The following is a 13301-nucleotide window of genomic DNA, read 5'->3' as shown; positions in this document are numbered from 1 at the left end:
AATGGGGCGGCCTTCAGCTTTTTGGCGGGAACTGCGGCAGCGAGTTGATGACCGGGTTGCCGTCGCGGTTGCGGGTCAGGTACACCGGCAGCACCTTGGGCAGCGAGCTCAACAGGCTCTTGATGTCCCGGGTGTTGTAGATACCGCCGACGCGAATCTGGCCGGTATGGCTGTCAGCTACCTGTGCCGGCAGGTCCAGGTAGCGATTGATCAGTGGCAGGGCATCGCTGAGCGCCAGGTTGTCGAGCACCAGCTTGCCATTGCGCCAGGCCAGGGAGCTGTCGTTGCTGTAGGTCTGGTTGATCTGCGGTGCATAGTCGCCAGCCTTGTAGTTGGCCTGCATGCCCGGTTCCAGGCGAAAGCCCTCGCCAGGTTGGGCAGTATTGCTGGACACCAGCACCGAACCTTGCAGCAGGGTGACTCGCACCTGGTCCTGATACATCCACACGTTGAACTGGGTGCCAGTGACCTTGACCTGGCCACTGGCAGCCTTGACCACGAACGGATGCTCGCTGTCGTGGCTGACCTTGAAGAACGCCTCGCCTTTTTTCAGGGTGACCCGGCGTTGATCCTTGTAGTTGCTGTAGACCAGGGCGCTGCCCAGGTTCAGCTCCACCTGGCTGCCGTCGGCCAGGACTACCGTGCGCAGGCTGTCGCCGGCTTCGAAGCGTTCGTAGGAGGAGGGCAGCCAGCCCAGTTCCCACCCGCTGTAGGCCGCCAGGGGCAATGCACACAAGGTGATCGCCGCCGCTACTCCATAGCGTTGCCAGGTGCGGCGAGGTGCGGGCCTGGCCGGGGCGGGGGGCTGGGTCAGCGCCGAGGCCGGCAGATGATCGGCCACCTCCCAGATCTCGCACATCGCGGCATATTCGAAGGCGTGCACGGGGTCGGCATCATGCCATTGCTGGAAGGCGAGGCGCTCGGCATCGCTGCAGTCAGGCTCATGCAGGCGCATGCACCATTGGGCGGCAGCTTGAGTGATGGCGTCGTATTCGGCTTCTGAAAGGATCTGTTCGGTCATTGACTCTTCCTGATTTCGCGCATTCTACCCTCCAGGGCAAGCGTTGTAGAACAGTCATCATGCTATTGGCCATCAAAGTGAACTTATTTTCATTCGTCTCGCCCTAAAAACACGTTGTGTAGAGAAATTATCGACAAATGGAGATGGAACATGATGAAGCACACACTGGCCGCATTGTTTGCCTGCACCACCCTGTTGGGTAGCTCTGTCGCCCTGGCGGATCATCCGCAGGCGGGCTGGATCACCATCGAGAAAGCCATCGAGACCGCCAAGACCAAGGCCGGTTATGTGGACATCTACAAGATCGAGGCGGACAACGACGGTTACTGGGAGGGTGAGGGGCGTAAATCCGACGGTAGTGTCTATGAGTTCCGGATTGACGGGACATCGGGGAACATCCTGCGTGATCAGAAGGACTGACCGTACTTGCCCACAGGCAGGATCTGCCGTTGCCTAGCCTGGGGCCTACCGCCTGCACACGGCTCGTATCGGGCCGTGCACAGGCTGCCACAACCGTTGTAGGCCGTGGCCCGGACTGGTGGTTGACAGGCCCGGGCCACGGCGTTGTTTAATCGTCGAGTCATGCGCTGTAGCCCCCTCCAATAACTATTCTGGAGCTTCAGATGTCTGCCTCGTCCCCGCTTGTTGAAACCCCCTGCGAATACCTGTCCTTGCCCGCTTTGGTGCAGTTGCTGCAGGCGATTCTCCAGCGCCATGGCTGCAGTGCCGAAGTGGCACGCTGTTTGGCGCAGAACTGTGCCGTAGCCGAACGTGACGGCTCCCACAGTCACGGCATATTCCGTATCCCCGGTTATATCTCGACCCTGGACAGTGGCTGGGTCGATGGTCGGGCCCTGCCGGTGGTGGAGGACGTGGCCCCGGCGTTCGTCCGGGTCGATGCCGCCAACGGCTTTGCCCAGCCGGCCTTGGCTGTCGGTCGCGAACTGTTGGTCCGCAAGGCCCGCGCCGCCGGGATCGCGGTGCTGGCTATCCGCAACTCGCATCATTTCGCCGCACTCTGGCCGGACGTCGAACCTTTCGCCGAAGAAGGGCTGGTGGCCCTGAGCGTGGTCAATAGCATGACCTGCGTGGTGCCCCATGGCGCCGACCGTCCGTTGTTCGGTACCAATCCCATCGCCTTTGCCGCGCCCCAAGCCAAGGGCCAGCCCATTGTTTTCGACCTGGCCACCAGCACCATCGCCCACGGTGATGTGCAGATTGCCGCAAGCAAGGGAGAGCGCTTGCCCCCTGGTATCGGGGTGGACAGCCTGGGACAGCCGACCCAGGACCCCAGGGCGATCCTCGAGGGTGGCGCCTTGCTGCCCTTTGGCGGCCACAAGGGGTCGGCGCTGTCGATGATGGTGGAGTTGCTGTGTGCGGGACTGACCGGAGGCCATTTTTCATTCGAGTTCGACTGGTCCAATCATCCGGGAGCCAAGACGCCCTGGACCGGCCAGTTGCTGATCGTCATCGATCCGAGCAAGGGCGGTGGGCAGGATTTTGCCGAGCGCAGCCAGGAGCTGGTGCGACAGATGCATGCAGTAGGCCTCAAGCGCCTGCCGGGAGAGCGCCGGCATTGGCAGCGTGCGCGTTCGCAGGAGAGGGGGATCGCCATTGCCTGTGAGCGGTTGGAGCAGCTAAGGGCGTTGGCGCAAGGTTGAAGTCAGTCGAACCAGGGCCAGGCACTTGGCGCCTGGCCCTGATGATGGGCTCACGTTAGGAGCGACGGCCCAGTAGCAGGCCGACCACCAGGCCGACGCCGGCGGAAATGGCCACGGTCTGCCATGGATGGCCACCGATGTACTGTTCGGTGGCATCGACCACCGGCTTGCTGCGTTCACGGACGCTGCTGACCGAGTCCAGGGCTTGCTTGAGTTTGAGGCTGACCTGGCGGCGCAGGCTTTCACCTTCTTCGCCCACCAGGGCGGCACTGCCCTTGAGCAGCTTTTCGGACTCCTCGATCAGCGCCTGCAGCTCGCTGAATGCCTGGTCCTTGATTTGATCGTTTTCCGCTTGCGCGGCAGATTTACGAGCCATGAAGTAGTTCCTTGTCGATGTGGCCTTGATGCAGTGTACATGCGCACCGTCGAGGCGCGCCTGTGCTCCGGTGTCGCCCATTGCCAGCAGCGGTGCCGGATCGATGGGATAGCAAGCAATGGAGTCGTGTGCCGAGACAAAAGTTGCAGCTGTTTTGCTCTCCACCCGCCAGCCCGAGATAAAACCGCAGCGCCTACAGTGTAAGATGTCGCCTATTTTACGCAGTAGGAATTTCCCATGAGCTTCAATCTGGCTAACAAGACCCTGGCCGAGCGCGCCGCCATCGAGGATGAGAAATCCCGCCTGTTCGAGTTATGGCAGAGCAACCTGGGCAAGGCCAAGGGCGAGGCCGCGCGCTTGTTCGGCGAACGTAGCAAGCGCAAGGGCAAGTGGGCCGAGTGGGTCCGCGCGGAGCTCGACGGCATGTCGCCGCCGGAGTTTTCCAACATGGTGCGCAGTGAAGTCAATCGCCTGATGGCGGCGAGCAAGTAAGCGCGAAGCTCTCGACGATCGCTTCGCGTACCTTCAGCAACAACGGGTCGATCTGCGGGCTGGTACGCCAACCCAGCTCGATCGGATAACGCGGCAGTGCCAGCGGGCACGGCAGCAGCTGCAGACCGGTGAACTGGGCAATGCTCCTGGCCGCATGGGCCGGAATGGTGGCTACCGCCTGGCTGCCCTTGAGCAGGAACGGCAGGGCGGCAAAGTGCGTGGTCGAGGCGCACACCTGGCGACTGAGCCCCAGATCGGCCAAACCCTCGTCGGTGATCCCGATGAACCCCTGTGACGACACCAACAAATGTTCGCGTGCGACGAACTCTTCGATCTCCATCCGCTCCTGCCCCGGGGCGAGGCTGGCCGGGTCCGCCAGGCATAGGTAATGACCCTCTCCCAGGACCTGGCGGCTGAGCATGCGCTGGGCGAAGCCCCCGGAACTGATGGCCAGGTCGACACTACGCTGCAGCAATGCCTCGGCGACGATCTGGCTGTGGGTCTGGCGAAAGATCAGCCGCAACTTGGGCGCTCGTCGCGCCACGGCCTCGATCAGGCGCCGGCCATAGGCGATCTCGAAATCATCCGACAGGCCAACCGTCACCGACCGCCCTCGATAGTCGGCGCTGTCCGGGGCGACCATGGCCAGGCTCTGGCGACACTTGTTCAAGGCATCGCTCACCACCGGCTTGAGTTGATTGGCCTTGAGGGTCGGTGCCAGGCCGCGCCCGGTACGCACGAACAACTGGTCGTCATACAACTCCCGCAGCCGGCGCAATGCTGCGCTCATGGCCGATTGGGTGACGCCCAGGCGCAGCGCGGCACGGCTGGCGCTGGATTCATCATGCAATGCCTCGAAGGCCTTGAGCAGGTTGAGATCGACACTGGCGATATTCATCTGGTTCATATCATTAAGCATTGGCTTGGGGTTTATCGATGATCAGCGGCCGCTGGAGAATGCGCAATACCTGATCGCCGAAGGAGTCACCCCATGCCCAAGTCCATAGTCGCCGCCCTGCAAATCGGAGCCCTGCCAGGGGGCAAGGGCGAAACCCTGGAACAGATCCTGTCCTATGAAGGCGCCATCATCGAAGCCGGTGCCCAGCTCGTGGTGATGCCCGAGGCCTTGCTTGGGGGTTACCCCAAAGGCGAAGGCTTCGGCACCCAGCTGGGCTATCGCCTGCCAGAGGGGCGTGAGGCCTTCGCCCGCTATTTCGCCAACGCCATCGACGTACCCGGCGTGGAGACCGAGGCCCTGGCCGGGCTATCGGCCCGCACCGGAGCCAACCTGGTGTTGGGGGTGATCGAGCGCAGTGGCAGCAGTCTGTACTGCACCGCACTGTACTTCGATCCCCAGCAAGGCTTGGTGGGCAAGCACCGCAAGCTGATGCCCACCGGTACCGAGCGGCTGATCTGGGGCAAGGGCGATGGCTCCACCTTGCCAGTACTGGACACCCAGGTCGGCAGGGTCGGTGCAGTGATCTGCTGGGAAAACATGATGCCGTTGCTGCGTACGGCCATGTATGCCCAGGGGATCGAGGTCTGGTGCGCACCGACGGTGGATGAGCGCGAAATGTGGCAAGTGAGCATGCGACATGTGGCTCACGAGGGGCGTTGCTTCGTGGTCAGCGCCTGCCAGGTGCAGGACTCGCCCGAAGCGCTGGGCCTTGAGGTGGCCAACTGGCCTGCACAACGGCCGTTGATCGCGGGAGGAAGTGTCATCGTCGGGCCCATGGGCGATGTCCTGGCCGGGCCGTTGGTCGGTCGTGCGGGCTTGATCAGCGCGCAAATAGACACCGATGACCTGGTCAAGGCCCGCTATGACTACGACGTGGTCGGCCACTATGCCCGCCCGGATGTGTTCGAGCTGAGCGTGGACCAGCGACCCCGTCCAGGGGTGCGCTTTACCTGAGAACGCTCGTCGGCGAGTTCAGTTGCCGCCATTCCTCGCGGGTGATTTCCCAGATGTGCTGGGGGAACCGCCCGCTGACGAATTCACCATTCGCACTGTGCACCAGGCGCATCCCGCCGCGCTCGGATATCCGCCGTGAGCCCTGGTTAGGCGCGGCTTTGGGCACGCGCATCAGCGGTTGCTCCAGCACTTCGAACCAATAGTGATCCACCGCCTGGCAGGCCTCGCTCATGTAACCGTGGCCCTGCCATTGCGGAGCCAGCCAGAAACCACGGTTGTTATCGGGCTCGCGCATCAGGCTGATGCTGCCGATCATTTGCCCCGGTTCCTCGCGCAGGCGAATGGTCCAGTGCCATTCCTCGCCCCGAGCCGTGGCCGGCAAGGCCATGTCACGGACAAAGCTCAAGGCGCCATCGACCGGGTAGGGCCAGGGCACGTTGGCATTGAGGTAGCGCACCACTTCCCACTGTGGAAACAGGTTCTGGATGGCACCGGCGTCTGCCAGTTCCAGGGGCCGCAGCAGCAAGCGCGGGGTGGTGAGCGGCGGTACGGGGTCGGTCATGATCATGGCTCCTTGTGGGTTTTGCCGAGCACCAGGTGTTCGCTGAGGAAGTCGACGAAGACTCGCAATTTTGGCAGTAGCTGTCGACTACCAGGCCAGAGGATCGAGAACTTGCCGCGCTCGCCCTGGTAGTCGTCCAGTACCGAGACCAGGCTGCCGTCGGCCAGGGCGCCGGCGACCACGAACTCCGGCACGTAGGCGATGCCCAGGCCCTGGGTCGCGGCGTGGATCAGCGCTTCGAGGTTGTTGCTGGTCAAGGCCTTGCCCAGCACCAATGGCGGTGCGCCTTCGGGCAAGCGCAGGCGCCAGACCTGCATCTGGGTGCCGGCGGGGAACCTGTAGCGCAGGCAGGCATGCTGCTCCAGGTCCTGCGGGGCCTGCGGCATGCCGCGTTGGGCGAAGTAGCCCGGGGCGCCAACCAGCACGAAACCGAACGGTCCGAGGCTGCGCGAGCGCAATTGCGAATCCGCCAGCTCGCCGCTGCGGATCACTGCGTCGAGGCCTTCGGCGATCACGTCGACCATCCGGTCGTTGAAATCCAGGTCCAGTTCGATGTCCGGGAAGCGTGCGGAGAACTCCGGGAGGATCGGCAGCAGCATGCGGTAGCCGATGGCTGGCAGGCTGACCCGCAACCGCCCCCGGGGCTTGTCGCTGATCCGCGCGAGCTCGGCTTCGGCTTCCTGCACCTCGTCGACGATGCGTTGGCCACGTTCGTAGAACAGCGTGCCTTCGTCGGTCAGGCTGATCCGCCGGGTGCTGCGGTTCAGCAGGCGCACGCCGAGCCGTTGTTCCAGGCGGGCCAGGGCCTTGCCCACCGCCGAGGCGGAGAGTCCCAGGCGTTCGCCGGCAGCTACCAGGCTGCCGCTCTGCACCACGCAGACAAACACTTGCAAGCCGTTCAGGTTATCCATGGCGACCTCGATTAGAGCCTTTTTGTCCGTAAAGACCGGAATACTGCCCTGTTTTTCGCCTATTACGGCACACCTACCATGAATTTTTTAGCTGACCCTGGTTGCCAGGAGGTAGAGGTGCCCGTGAATCCTGAACTTGAATTGACCCTGGGCTCGCCGGCCCGCAGTGGCGAACGCGCAGCCCAAGGCGTGCTTGCCGCGGTGTGCCTGGCAGCCTTGATGCTGCCCTTGACCTTTGTCGGGGTGGCGGTGGCGACCCCGGCCATCGGCCGTGAACTGGGTGGCAGCCCGCTGGAACTGAGCTGGACCACCAACGCCTTCATGCTCAGCTTTGGCAGCGTGCTGATGGCTGCCGGCACCCTGGCCGACGAATTTGGCCGCAAACGCCTGTTCAGCCTTGGCGTGGCGTTGTTTGCCCTGACTTCCCTGGCCCTGGTGTTCGCTCCGTCGTTGTTGTGGCTCAACTTGCTGCGCGGCGTCCAGGGGTTGGCCGGCGCGGCTGCCCTGGCCGGCGGTTCGGCGGCCCTGGCCCAGGCGTTCGATGGCCCGGGCCGGACCCGTGCCTTCAGTTTGTTGGGCACCACCTTCGGGGTCGGCCTGGCCTTCGGGCCGATCCTGGCCGGGGTGTTGATCGAGCATGCCGGCTGGCGCGGGATCTTCGTTTCCGGCGCCTTGATCGGGGTCCTGTCCCTGGGTTTTGGCGTGCCGCGCATGGTCGAGTCTCGCGATCCCGAGGCCAGGGGCGTGGATTGGCCCGGCACCTTGAGCTTCACCCTGGCCCTGGTGCTGCTGACCTGGGGCATCCTGCAAGCCCCGCAAAGCGGTTGGGACAGCCCGCTGGTCCTGGCGTTGCTGGCGGGGTCGGGTCTGGCACTGTGGGTGTTCGTGGCCGTGGAGCGTCGGGCGGTGCGACCGATGCTCGATCTGTCGCTGTTTCGCTACCCGCGTTTCGTCGGGGTCCAGGTGCTGCCTATCGCCACTTGCTACTGCTACGTGGTGCTGCTGATCCTGCTGCCGATCCGCTTTATCGGCGTGGAAGGCTACAGCGAGATCGAGGCGGGGCTGCTGATGATCGCCTTGTCTGCACCGATGCTGGTGGTGCCCTTCGCCGCGGGTTGGCTGAACCGTTGGTTCAGCGCCGGCAAGCTGGCGAGCCTGGGTCTGGTGGTGGCTGCTGGCGGGCTGTTCTGGCTCAGTTGCGGCAGCGTAGGGCAGGCCCCCATGGAACGGGCCTGGCCGTTGCTGGTGATCGGTCTGGGCACCGGGCTGCCCTGGGGCTTGATGGATGGGTTGTCGGTGAGCGTGGTGCCCAAGGAGCGGGCGGGCATGGCCAGCGGCATCTTCAGCACCACGCGAGTGGCGGGCGAGGGTATTGCCCTGGCCCTGGTGGTGGCTTTGCTGGCCGGCCTGTTGCAGCACGCCCTGGGCCAGGTGCAGGTCCGGGGCGATACCGCGTTGCTGGCGGCCCGGCAACTGGCCGGAGGCGACCTGGCGGCCAGCGCGGCCGCCTTGCCGGAGGTTGCCCGCGAACGCTTGCTGGCCTTGTATACCGGGGCTTTCAGCCAGTTACTGCAGGTGCTGGTGGTGATCACCTTGCTGTCGGCCCTGGTGGTGCGAGTGGCGCTGCATGAGCCGCGCCGCACGCCGGGTCAGCGGAACTCGAAGAACTCGTAGTGCAGGTTGGCCTCGGGAATCCGGCATTCGTGCATCAGTTCCCGGACTCGCCCCAGCAGGCCCTTGGGCCCGCAGAAGCTGATCTGGATCTGTGCCGGATCGGTTTCCGCCGCCGCGCGCTTGAGGGTCTGGGCCAGGGGTTCGACGCCGCCGCTGTTGGCGACGAAACCGACACCGCGGGCCTGGGCCATGCCCTGCAAGGCATCGACGCTGGGGAAGGCCCGGGACGGGTTGTAGCAATACACCAGGGTCGCCCGGTCGAGCTGGCCGGCCGCCTGGTCCTGCAGCCAGGCAATGAACGGCGAGATGCCGACACCGCCACCGATCCAGATTTCCCGGGCGGCCTGTAGCGGGCGCTTGAAGCGACCATAAGGGGCGTAGATATCGGCCAGCATGCCGACCTTGACCTGCTTGTGCAGCCGCTGGGTGTAGTCGCCCAGGGCACGGATCACGAACTCGATGCGCCCGTCGTGGGCCTGGGCGCTGGCAATGGTGAAGGGGTGGGGTTCGCGCAAGCCCTTTTCCTGCATTGCCAGGAAGGCGAACTGTCCGGCCTTGAAAGGAAAGCCGCGGCCCTGGGGGATCAGCTCCAGATGCAACGAGTTGCGCTCGATGCGCACGGCAGTTACCTGGTATTCGCCAGCCTTGGCCAGGAATGGGTAGAGCAGCAGCTTGTACAGCGCTCCCAGGACGCCGAGCACACACAGCAGGCCGAGCCAGATGCCTGACGGGTTGTCCAGGGCGATGGGCGACTTGAAGCTCAGCCAGTGCAGGATCACCACCAGGAACAGCGGTCCGGACAGCTTGTGCCACCAGCGCCATTGGCTGTAGGGAATGTTGCGGTTCAGGGCCAGGAGGACGATCAGCCCCAGGGCCACGTAGCTCAACTGGCGCACCATGCGCGTCCAGTACTTGGACAGCTCGAGGATCGGCACGCTGTTCCATTCGTCCAGGTTGGCCTTGAACACCAGGTGATAGCTGGCGAAGGCCAGGGCCCAGATGCCTAGCCATTTGTGGGTCTCGTACACCCGATCCAGGCCGCCGAACAGCCGTTCGACCCAGCGCCAGCGGCTCGACAGCAGGCACGACAGGGCCATGTAGGCCAGGGCGGCGCTGCCCAATACCAGGCTCAGGGTGGCGGACGTCAGCCAGGTCTGGCTGGGAATTTCCATTAGCAGGGTGAAAGTGGTGATCAGCAGGACGCCGACGATCGTATGCCAGGTTCTCAAGGGTGCATGACTCCGGTGAGCAAATGCCGTCAGGGCAAAAGCATCGCCGCGACGGTACAGCGAATAACGACGATGCAAGGAACGATGTGCTGTGCTGCGACTAAAGTTGAATATGACAGGATTGGTCGCGCAACAGCGTTCAATTCTAGCCTGTAGCGCTGATTTCATGCTGATCTGTATCAGCGGCCTCATTGTTCTAGTTGTTGAAAATGATCGACTATCAATCGCATTTTCATTCATTCGCGCAACGGACTGTGCTGTGCAGGCCGCAACGTGCGTCTAGCAGACCTTGGCCCCGCAGCCGTATCGGGGCCCGTGACGATGAGCCAGACCATGCAAGCGCTGTTGAACCAGATTCTCGATGAAGTCCGCCCCCTGATCGGCCAAGGCCGGGTCGCCAGCTACATTCCGGCCCTGGCGGACGTGCCGTCCAACCAGCTGGGCATCGCCGTCTATGGCAACGATGGCCAGGTGTTCAGCGCCGGTGACGCCGACACGGCATTTTCGGTGCAGAGCATTTCCAAGGTCTTCAGCCTGGTACAGGCCATCGGTCATTCCGGCGAGGCGATCTGGGAGCGGTTGGGGCACGAGCCTTCCGGGCAGCCGTTCAATTCCCTGGTGCAACTGGAGTTCGAACGGGGGCGGCCGCGCAATCCGTTCATCAATGCCGGGGCCCTGGTGATCTGCGACATCAACCAGTCGCGCTTCGCGGCGCCGGCCTTGTCCATGCGTGATTTTGTCCGACGCTTGTCCGGCAACCCCCACGTGATGGTGGACGGTCGGGTGGCCGAGTCGGAGTACCAGCACCGTGCGCGCAACGCGGCCATGGCCTACCTGATGCAATCCTTCGGCAACTTCCACAACGATGTCGAGGCGGTACTGCGCAGCTACTTCAGCCATTGCGCCTTGCGCATGAACTGCGTCGACCTGGCCCGGGCCTTCTGTTTCCTGGCCAACGATGGCTTCTGCAAGCACAGCGGCGAGCAGATCCTGAGTCGCCGGCAGACCCAGCAGGTCAACTCGATCATGGCCACCAGCGGCTTGTACGACGAGGCCGGCAACTTTGCCTATCGGGTCGGCTTGCCGGGCAAGAGCGGGGTGGGCGGCGGGATTGTCGCGGTGGTGCCGGGGCAGTTCACGGTGTGCGTCTGGTCGCCGGAACTCAACACGGCCGGCAACTCGCTGGTGGGCATGGCCGCCCTGGAGTTGCTCAGCCAGCGTATTGGCTGGTCGGTGTTCTAACGGGGCCTACCAGCTGCCTGCGGGGCTCGCCAGGCTGATCTGTCCGCGCTCGATGAAACGCTGGGTACCGAACAGCCCACCGGCCAGTTTGCCGCGCAGCACGTAGGGCAGGTTGTCCAGGCTCTGGGTCTGGCTCAGGCCCAGGGTCTGGCGCAATACCGAGAAGGCCGAGACGCTCACCGGGATCACCAGGATATCCTCGGCGTAGCGGCCGATATGCCCTTGCTGGTCGCTGACCCCGGATGCCAGCGGCCGGCCGTTGACCTCCAGGTCCAGGGCCACGCCGTTATAGTCGATAGGGGTTTCGTTGGGGTTCTGCAAGCGCAGCTTGATGGCGAAGCGCATCTCCAGCTCCTGGCTCGGCAGCGGCTCGATGCCGACCACGTTGATCGCCAGCGGATCGCGCTGGGGCAACAGGGCACAGGCGCCGAGGCTGAGCAGGATCAGGGACAGGGCGATGAGTTTGCGCATGGGCTACCTACTGGCGATGGGAGTGAATAACCACGGCGTCGCTACAGGGCTTGCGCTCGACGTTCCGGCTATTGTCGAGCTTGCCACAAGGCCCCAGGGGGCCTTGCTTGACGCACGCAGGATAGACGCCGTTGCGCCTCAGGAGTTCGCCTTGGCGTCCCGGTCCGGGTCCTGCATGACCTTGAGGGTCGCAGCTTCTGGGTCGAATTCGTCTTCTTCCAGCTCCAGGAACTCTTCGGGCAGGAAGATATTGAGGAAGATCGCGCAGAAGGCACCGACAGTGATCGGCGATTCGAAGATGTTGTGCAAGGCCTTGGGCAGTTCGCGCAGCACCTCGGGCACCGCCGCCACACCCAGCCCCATGCCTAGGGAAATCGCCACGATCAGCACGTTGCGCCGGTGCAGGCCGGCCTCGGCGAGGATCTTGATCCCGGCCACCGCCACGGTGCCGAACATGATCAGGGTCGCGCCGCCCAGCACTGGCTTGGGCATCAATTGCAGCACCGCCCCGATCACCGGGAACAGCCCCAGCAGCACCAGCAGCCCGGCGATGAAGTAGGCCACGTAGCGACTGGCTACGCCGGTGAGTTGGATCACGCCGTTATTCTGGGCGAAGGTGACCATCGGCAGGCTGTTGAACACCGCCGCCACCGCCGAGTTGAAACCATCGGCCAGCAGGCCGGACTTGATGCGCTTGATGTACAGCGGGCCCTTGACCGGCTGCTGGGAAATCATCGAGTTGGCGGTGAGGTCGCCGGCGGCCTCCAGTGGCGAGATCAGGAAGATCACTGCCAGGGGGATGAAGGCAATCAGGTCGAAGGAGAAACCGTACTTGAACGGCACCGGAATACTCACCAGGGGCACTTCGGGCATGGCTGCCATGTCCACCCGGCCCAGCATCCAGGCCACCAGGAAGCCCAGGGTCAGGCCGATGACGATGGAGCCCAGGCGCAACATCGGATTGTTGAAGCGGTTCAACACCACGATAGTCAGCAGCACCAGTGCCGCCAGGCCCAGGTTGCTGGCGGCGCCCAGGTCGCTGGCGCCATAGCCGCCGGCCATGTCGGTGACTGCCACCTTGATCAGCGACAGGCCCATCAGGGTGATGATGGTGCCGGTGACCACCGGGGTGATCAGCTTGCGCAGCTTGCCGATGAACTGGCTGAGGAACATCTCGATGAAGGCGGCGACGAAGCAGATGCCGAAGATGGTCGAGAGGATCTCGTTGGTGTCGCCACCCCGGCCCTTGACCATGAAACCGGCGCTGAGCAGCACGCTGATGAACGAGAAGCTGGTGCCTTGCACGCACAGCAGGCCCGAACCGATGGGCCCCAGGCGCCGGGCCTGGACGAAGGTGCCCAGGCCAGAGACGAACAGCGCCATGCTGATCAGGTACGGCAATTCGCTCTCAAGGCCTAGCACGCCGCCGAAGATCAGGGTCGGGCTGATGATGCCGACGAAGCTGGCCAGCACGTGCTGCAGGGCAGCGAAGATCGCCGCGCTGAAGTGTGGCCGATCGTTGAGGCCATAGATCAGGTCTGACTTGTAGCGGGGAGGGGAGTGTTCGGATGCGCTCATGAAGGAAGGCCTGCCAATGGCACGTGGATACAACGGGGACACGCGCCGGAAAGTGGACGGGACTTGGGCCCAAGAGCTGCCATCAGCAGGCATCCAGGGACCCGGTCGGAAAAAATGGAGGCGCAGGATGCCAGAAAGGGGCGGCTCTCAGAAGGGTAACCGGGCATAAAAG

Annotated in this window: 14 protein-coding genes; 6 read left to right on the top strand and 8 right to left on the bottom strand. The window is 63.8% G+C overall.

Going from position 1 to position 13301, the window contains the following annotated elements; translation table 11 throughout:
- Positions 1-13 precede the first annotated feature (13 nt).
- Positions 14-1021, bottom strand: coding sequence for a FecR family protein (locus tag C4K39_RS25630; RefSeq protein WP_068587034.1), 1008 nt, complete (start codon positions 1019-1021; stop codon positions 14-16).
- 150 nt (positions 1022-1171) lie between these two features.
- On the opposite strand from C4K39_RS25630, the gene C4K39_RS25625 reads away from it, so the two are divergent.
- Together C4K39_RS25625 and C4K39_RS25620 are read left to right on the top strand one after the other, a co-directional pair.
- The gene (locus C4K39_RS25625) at positions 1172-1441 is read left to right on the top strand and encodes a PepSY domain-containing protein (RefSeq protein WP_068587036.1); all 270 of its coding nucleotides are present in this window, start codon (positions 1172-1174) and stop codon (positions 1439-1441) included.
- Between the two features lie 203 nt (positions 1442-1644).
- Positions 1645-2682 carry an Ldh family oxidoreductase gene (locus C4K39_RS25620; protein ID WP_068587038.1) on the top strand — a complete coding sequence of 346 codons (1038 nt, stop codon included), beginning with the start codon at positions 1645-1647 and terminating at the stop codon, positions 2680-2682.
- Positions 2683-2737: 55 nt separating this feature from the next.
- Here C4K39_RS25620 and C4K39_RS25615 read toward each other — a convergent pair whose 3' ends face one another.
- On the bottom strand, positions 2738-3058 hold the full coding sequence (locus tag C4K39_RS25615) for an ElaB/YgaM/YqjD family protein (RefSeq protein WP_068587040.1): 321 nt from the start codon (positions 3056-3058) through the stop codon (positions 2738-2740).
- 237 nt (positions 3059-3295) lie between these two features.
- On the opposite strand from C4K39_RS25615, the gene C4K39_RS25610 reads away from it, so the two are divergent.
- Positions 3296-3550, top strand: a complete 255-nt coding sequence (locus C4K39_RS25610) for a hypothetical protein (RefSeq protein WP_068587042.1) — start codon at positions 3296-3298, stop codon at positions 3548-3550.
- Here the strand turns inward: C4K39_RS25610 and C4K39_RS25605 are convergent.
- Positions 3522-4457 carry a LysR family transcriptional regulator gene (locus tag C4K39_RS25605; protein ID WP_124347731.1) on the bottom strand — a complete coding sequence of 312 codons (936 nt, stop codon included), beginning with the start codon at positions 4455-4457 and terminating at the stop codon, positions 3522-3524. The genes C4K39_RS25610 and C4K39_RS25605 overlap by 29 nt on opposite strands.
- A gap of 84 nt (positions 4458-4541) precedes the next feature.
- Here C4K39_RS25605 and C4K39_RS25600 point away from each other — a divergent pair, with 84 nt between their 5' ends.
- The gene (locus C4K39_RS25600; protein WP_068587044.1) at positions 4542-5462 is read left to right on the top strand and encodes a carbon-nitrogen hydrolase family protein; all 921 of its coding nucleotides are present in this window, start codon (positions 4542-4544) and stop codon (positions 5460-5462) included.
- Here the strand turns inward: C4K39_RS25600 and C4K39_RS25595 are convergent.
- Together C4K39_RS25595 and C4K39_RS25590 are read right to left on the bottom strand one after the other, a co-directional pair.
- Entirely contained in the window at positions 5455-6024 is a 570-nt protein-coding gene (locus C4K39_RS25595) for a GNAT family N-acetyltransferase (RefSeq protein ID WP_416220660.1), read from the bottom strand. The genes C4K39_RS25600 and C4K39_RS25595 overlap by 8 nt on opposite strands.
- A gap of 2 nt (positions 6025-6026) precedes the next feature.
- Positions 6027-6935: a LysR family transcriptional regulator gene (locus tag C4K39_RS25590; protein WP_124347730.1), complete on the bottom strand. Its 909-nt coding sequence runs from the start codon at positions 6933-6935 to the stop codon at positions 6027-6029.
- Positions 6936-7058: 123 nt separating this feature from the next.
- On the opposite strand from C4K39_RS25590, the gene C4K39_RS25585 reads away from it, so the two are divergent.
- The gene (locus C4K39_RS25585) at positions 7059-8609 is read left to right on the top strand and encodes an MFS transporter (RefSeq protein WP_124347729.1); all 1551 of its coding nucleotides are present in this window, start codon (positions 7059-7061) and stop codon (positions 8607-8609) included.
- Here C4K39_RS25585 and C4K39_RS25580 read toward each other — a convergent pair.
- Positions 8585-9838 carry a ferredoxin reductase family protein gene (locus C4K39_RS25580; RefSeq protein ID WP_124347728.1) on the bottom strand — a complete coding sequence of 418 codons (1254 nt, stop codon included), beginning with the start codon at positions 9836-9838 and terminating at the stop codon, positions 8585-8587. The two genes, C4K39_RS25585 and C4K39_RS25580, sit on opposite strands and share 25 nt — an antisense overlap.
- A 333-nt stretch (positions 9839-10171) precedes the next feature.
- On the opposite strand from C4K39_RS25580, the gene glsB reads away from it, so the two are divergent.
- Positions 10172-11080, top strand: coding sequence for a glutaminase B (glsB, locus tag C4K39_RS25575; protein ID WP_068587047.1), 909 nt, complete (start codon positions 10172-10174; stop codon positions 11078-11080).
- Between the two features lie 6 nt (positions 11081-11086).
- Here glsB and C4K39_RS25570 read toward each other — a convergent pair whose 3' ends face one another.
- Together C4K39_RS25570 and C4K39_RS25565 are read right to left on the bottom strand one after the other, a co-directional pair.
- Positions 11087-11551 (bottom strand): LEA/WHy family protein, encoded by a 465-nt coding sequence (locus C4K39_RS25570; RefSeq protein ID WP_022644294.1) that lies wholly within the window; start codon positions 11549-11551, stop codon positions 11087-11089.
- Positions 11552-11689: 138 nt separating this feature from the next.
- A complete protein-coding gene (locus C4K39_RS25565) occupies positions 11690-13129 on the bottom strand; it encodes a nucleobase:cation symporter-2 family protein (RefSeq protein WP_022644295.1) in 1440 nt (479 codons plus the stop codon).
- Between the last annotated feature and the right edge of the window lie 172 nt (positions 13130-13301).

This window comes from Pseudomonas sessilinigenes (assembly GCF_003850565.1).
Lineage (GTDB): Bacteria > Pseudomonadota > Gammaproteobacteria > Pseudomonadales > Pseudomonadaceae > Aquipseudomonas > Aquipseudomonas sessilinigenes.
This window is presented reverse-complemented; position numbering and strand designations above follow the sequence as displayed.

Bases quoted from the DNA above. Each gene is read 5' to 3' on its own strand.
- C4K39_RS25565 (WP_022644295.1), bottom strand. From the start codon at position 13,129: ATGAGCGCATCCGAACACTCCCCTCCCCGCTACAAGTCAGACCTGATC.
- C4K39_RS25570 (WP_022644294.1), bottom strand. From the start codon at position 11,551: ATGCGCAAACTCATCGCCCTGTCCCTGATCCTGCTCAGCCTCGGCGCC.
- glsB (WP_068587047.1), top strand. From the start codon at position 10,172: ATGCAAGCGCTGTTGAACCAGATTCTCGATGAAGTCCGCCCCCTGATC.
- C4K39_RS25590 (WP_124347730.1), bottom strand. From the start codon at position 6,935: ATGGATAACCTGAACGGCTTGCAAGTGTTTGTCTGCGTGGTGCAGAGC.
- C4K39_RS25620 (WP_068587038.1), top strand. From the start codon at position 1,645: ATGTCTGCCTCGTCCCCGCTTGTTGAAACCCCCTGCGAATACCTGTCC.
- C4K39_RS25630 (WP_068587034.1), bottom strand. From the start codon at position 1,021: ATGACCGAACAGATCCTTTCAGAAGCCGAATACGACGCCATCACTCAA.
- C4K39_RS25615 (WP_068587040.1), bottom strand. From the start codon at position 3,058: ATGGCTCGTAAATCTGCCGCGCAAGCGGAAAACGATCAAATCAAGGAC.
- C4K39_RS25595 (WP_416220660.1), bottom strand. From the start codon at position 6,024: ATGACCGACCCCGTACCGCCGCTCACCACCCCGCGCTTGCTGCTGCGG.
- C4K39_RS25605 (WP_124347731.1), bottom strand. From the start codon at position 4,457: ATGAACCAGATGAATATCGCCAGTGTCGATCTCAACCTGCTCAAGGCC.
- C4K39_RS25625 (WP_068587036.1), top strand. From the start codon at position 1,172: ATGATGAAGCACACACTGGCCGCATTGTTTGCCTGCACCACCCTGTTG.
- C4K39_RS25610 (WP_068587042.1), top strand. From the start codon at position 3,296: ATGAGCTTCAATCTGGCTAACAAGACCCTGGCCGAGCGCGCCGCCATC.
- C4K39_RS25600 (WP_068587044.1), top strand. From the start codon at position 4,542: ATGCCCAAGTCCATAGTCGCCGCCCTGCAAATCGGAGCCCTGCCAGGG.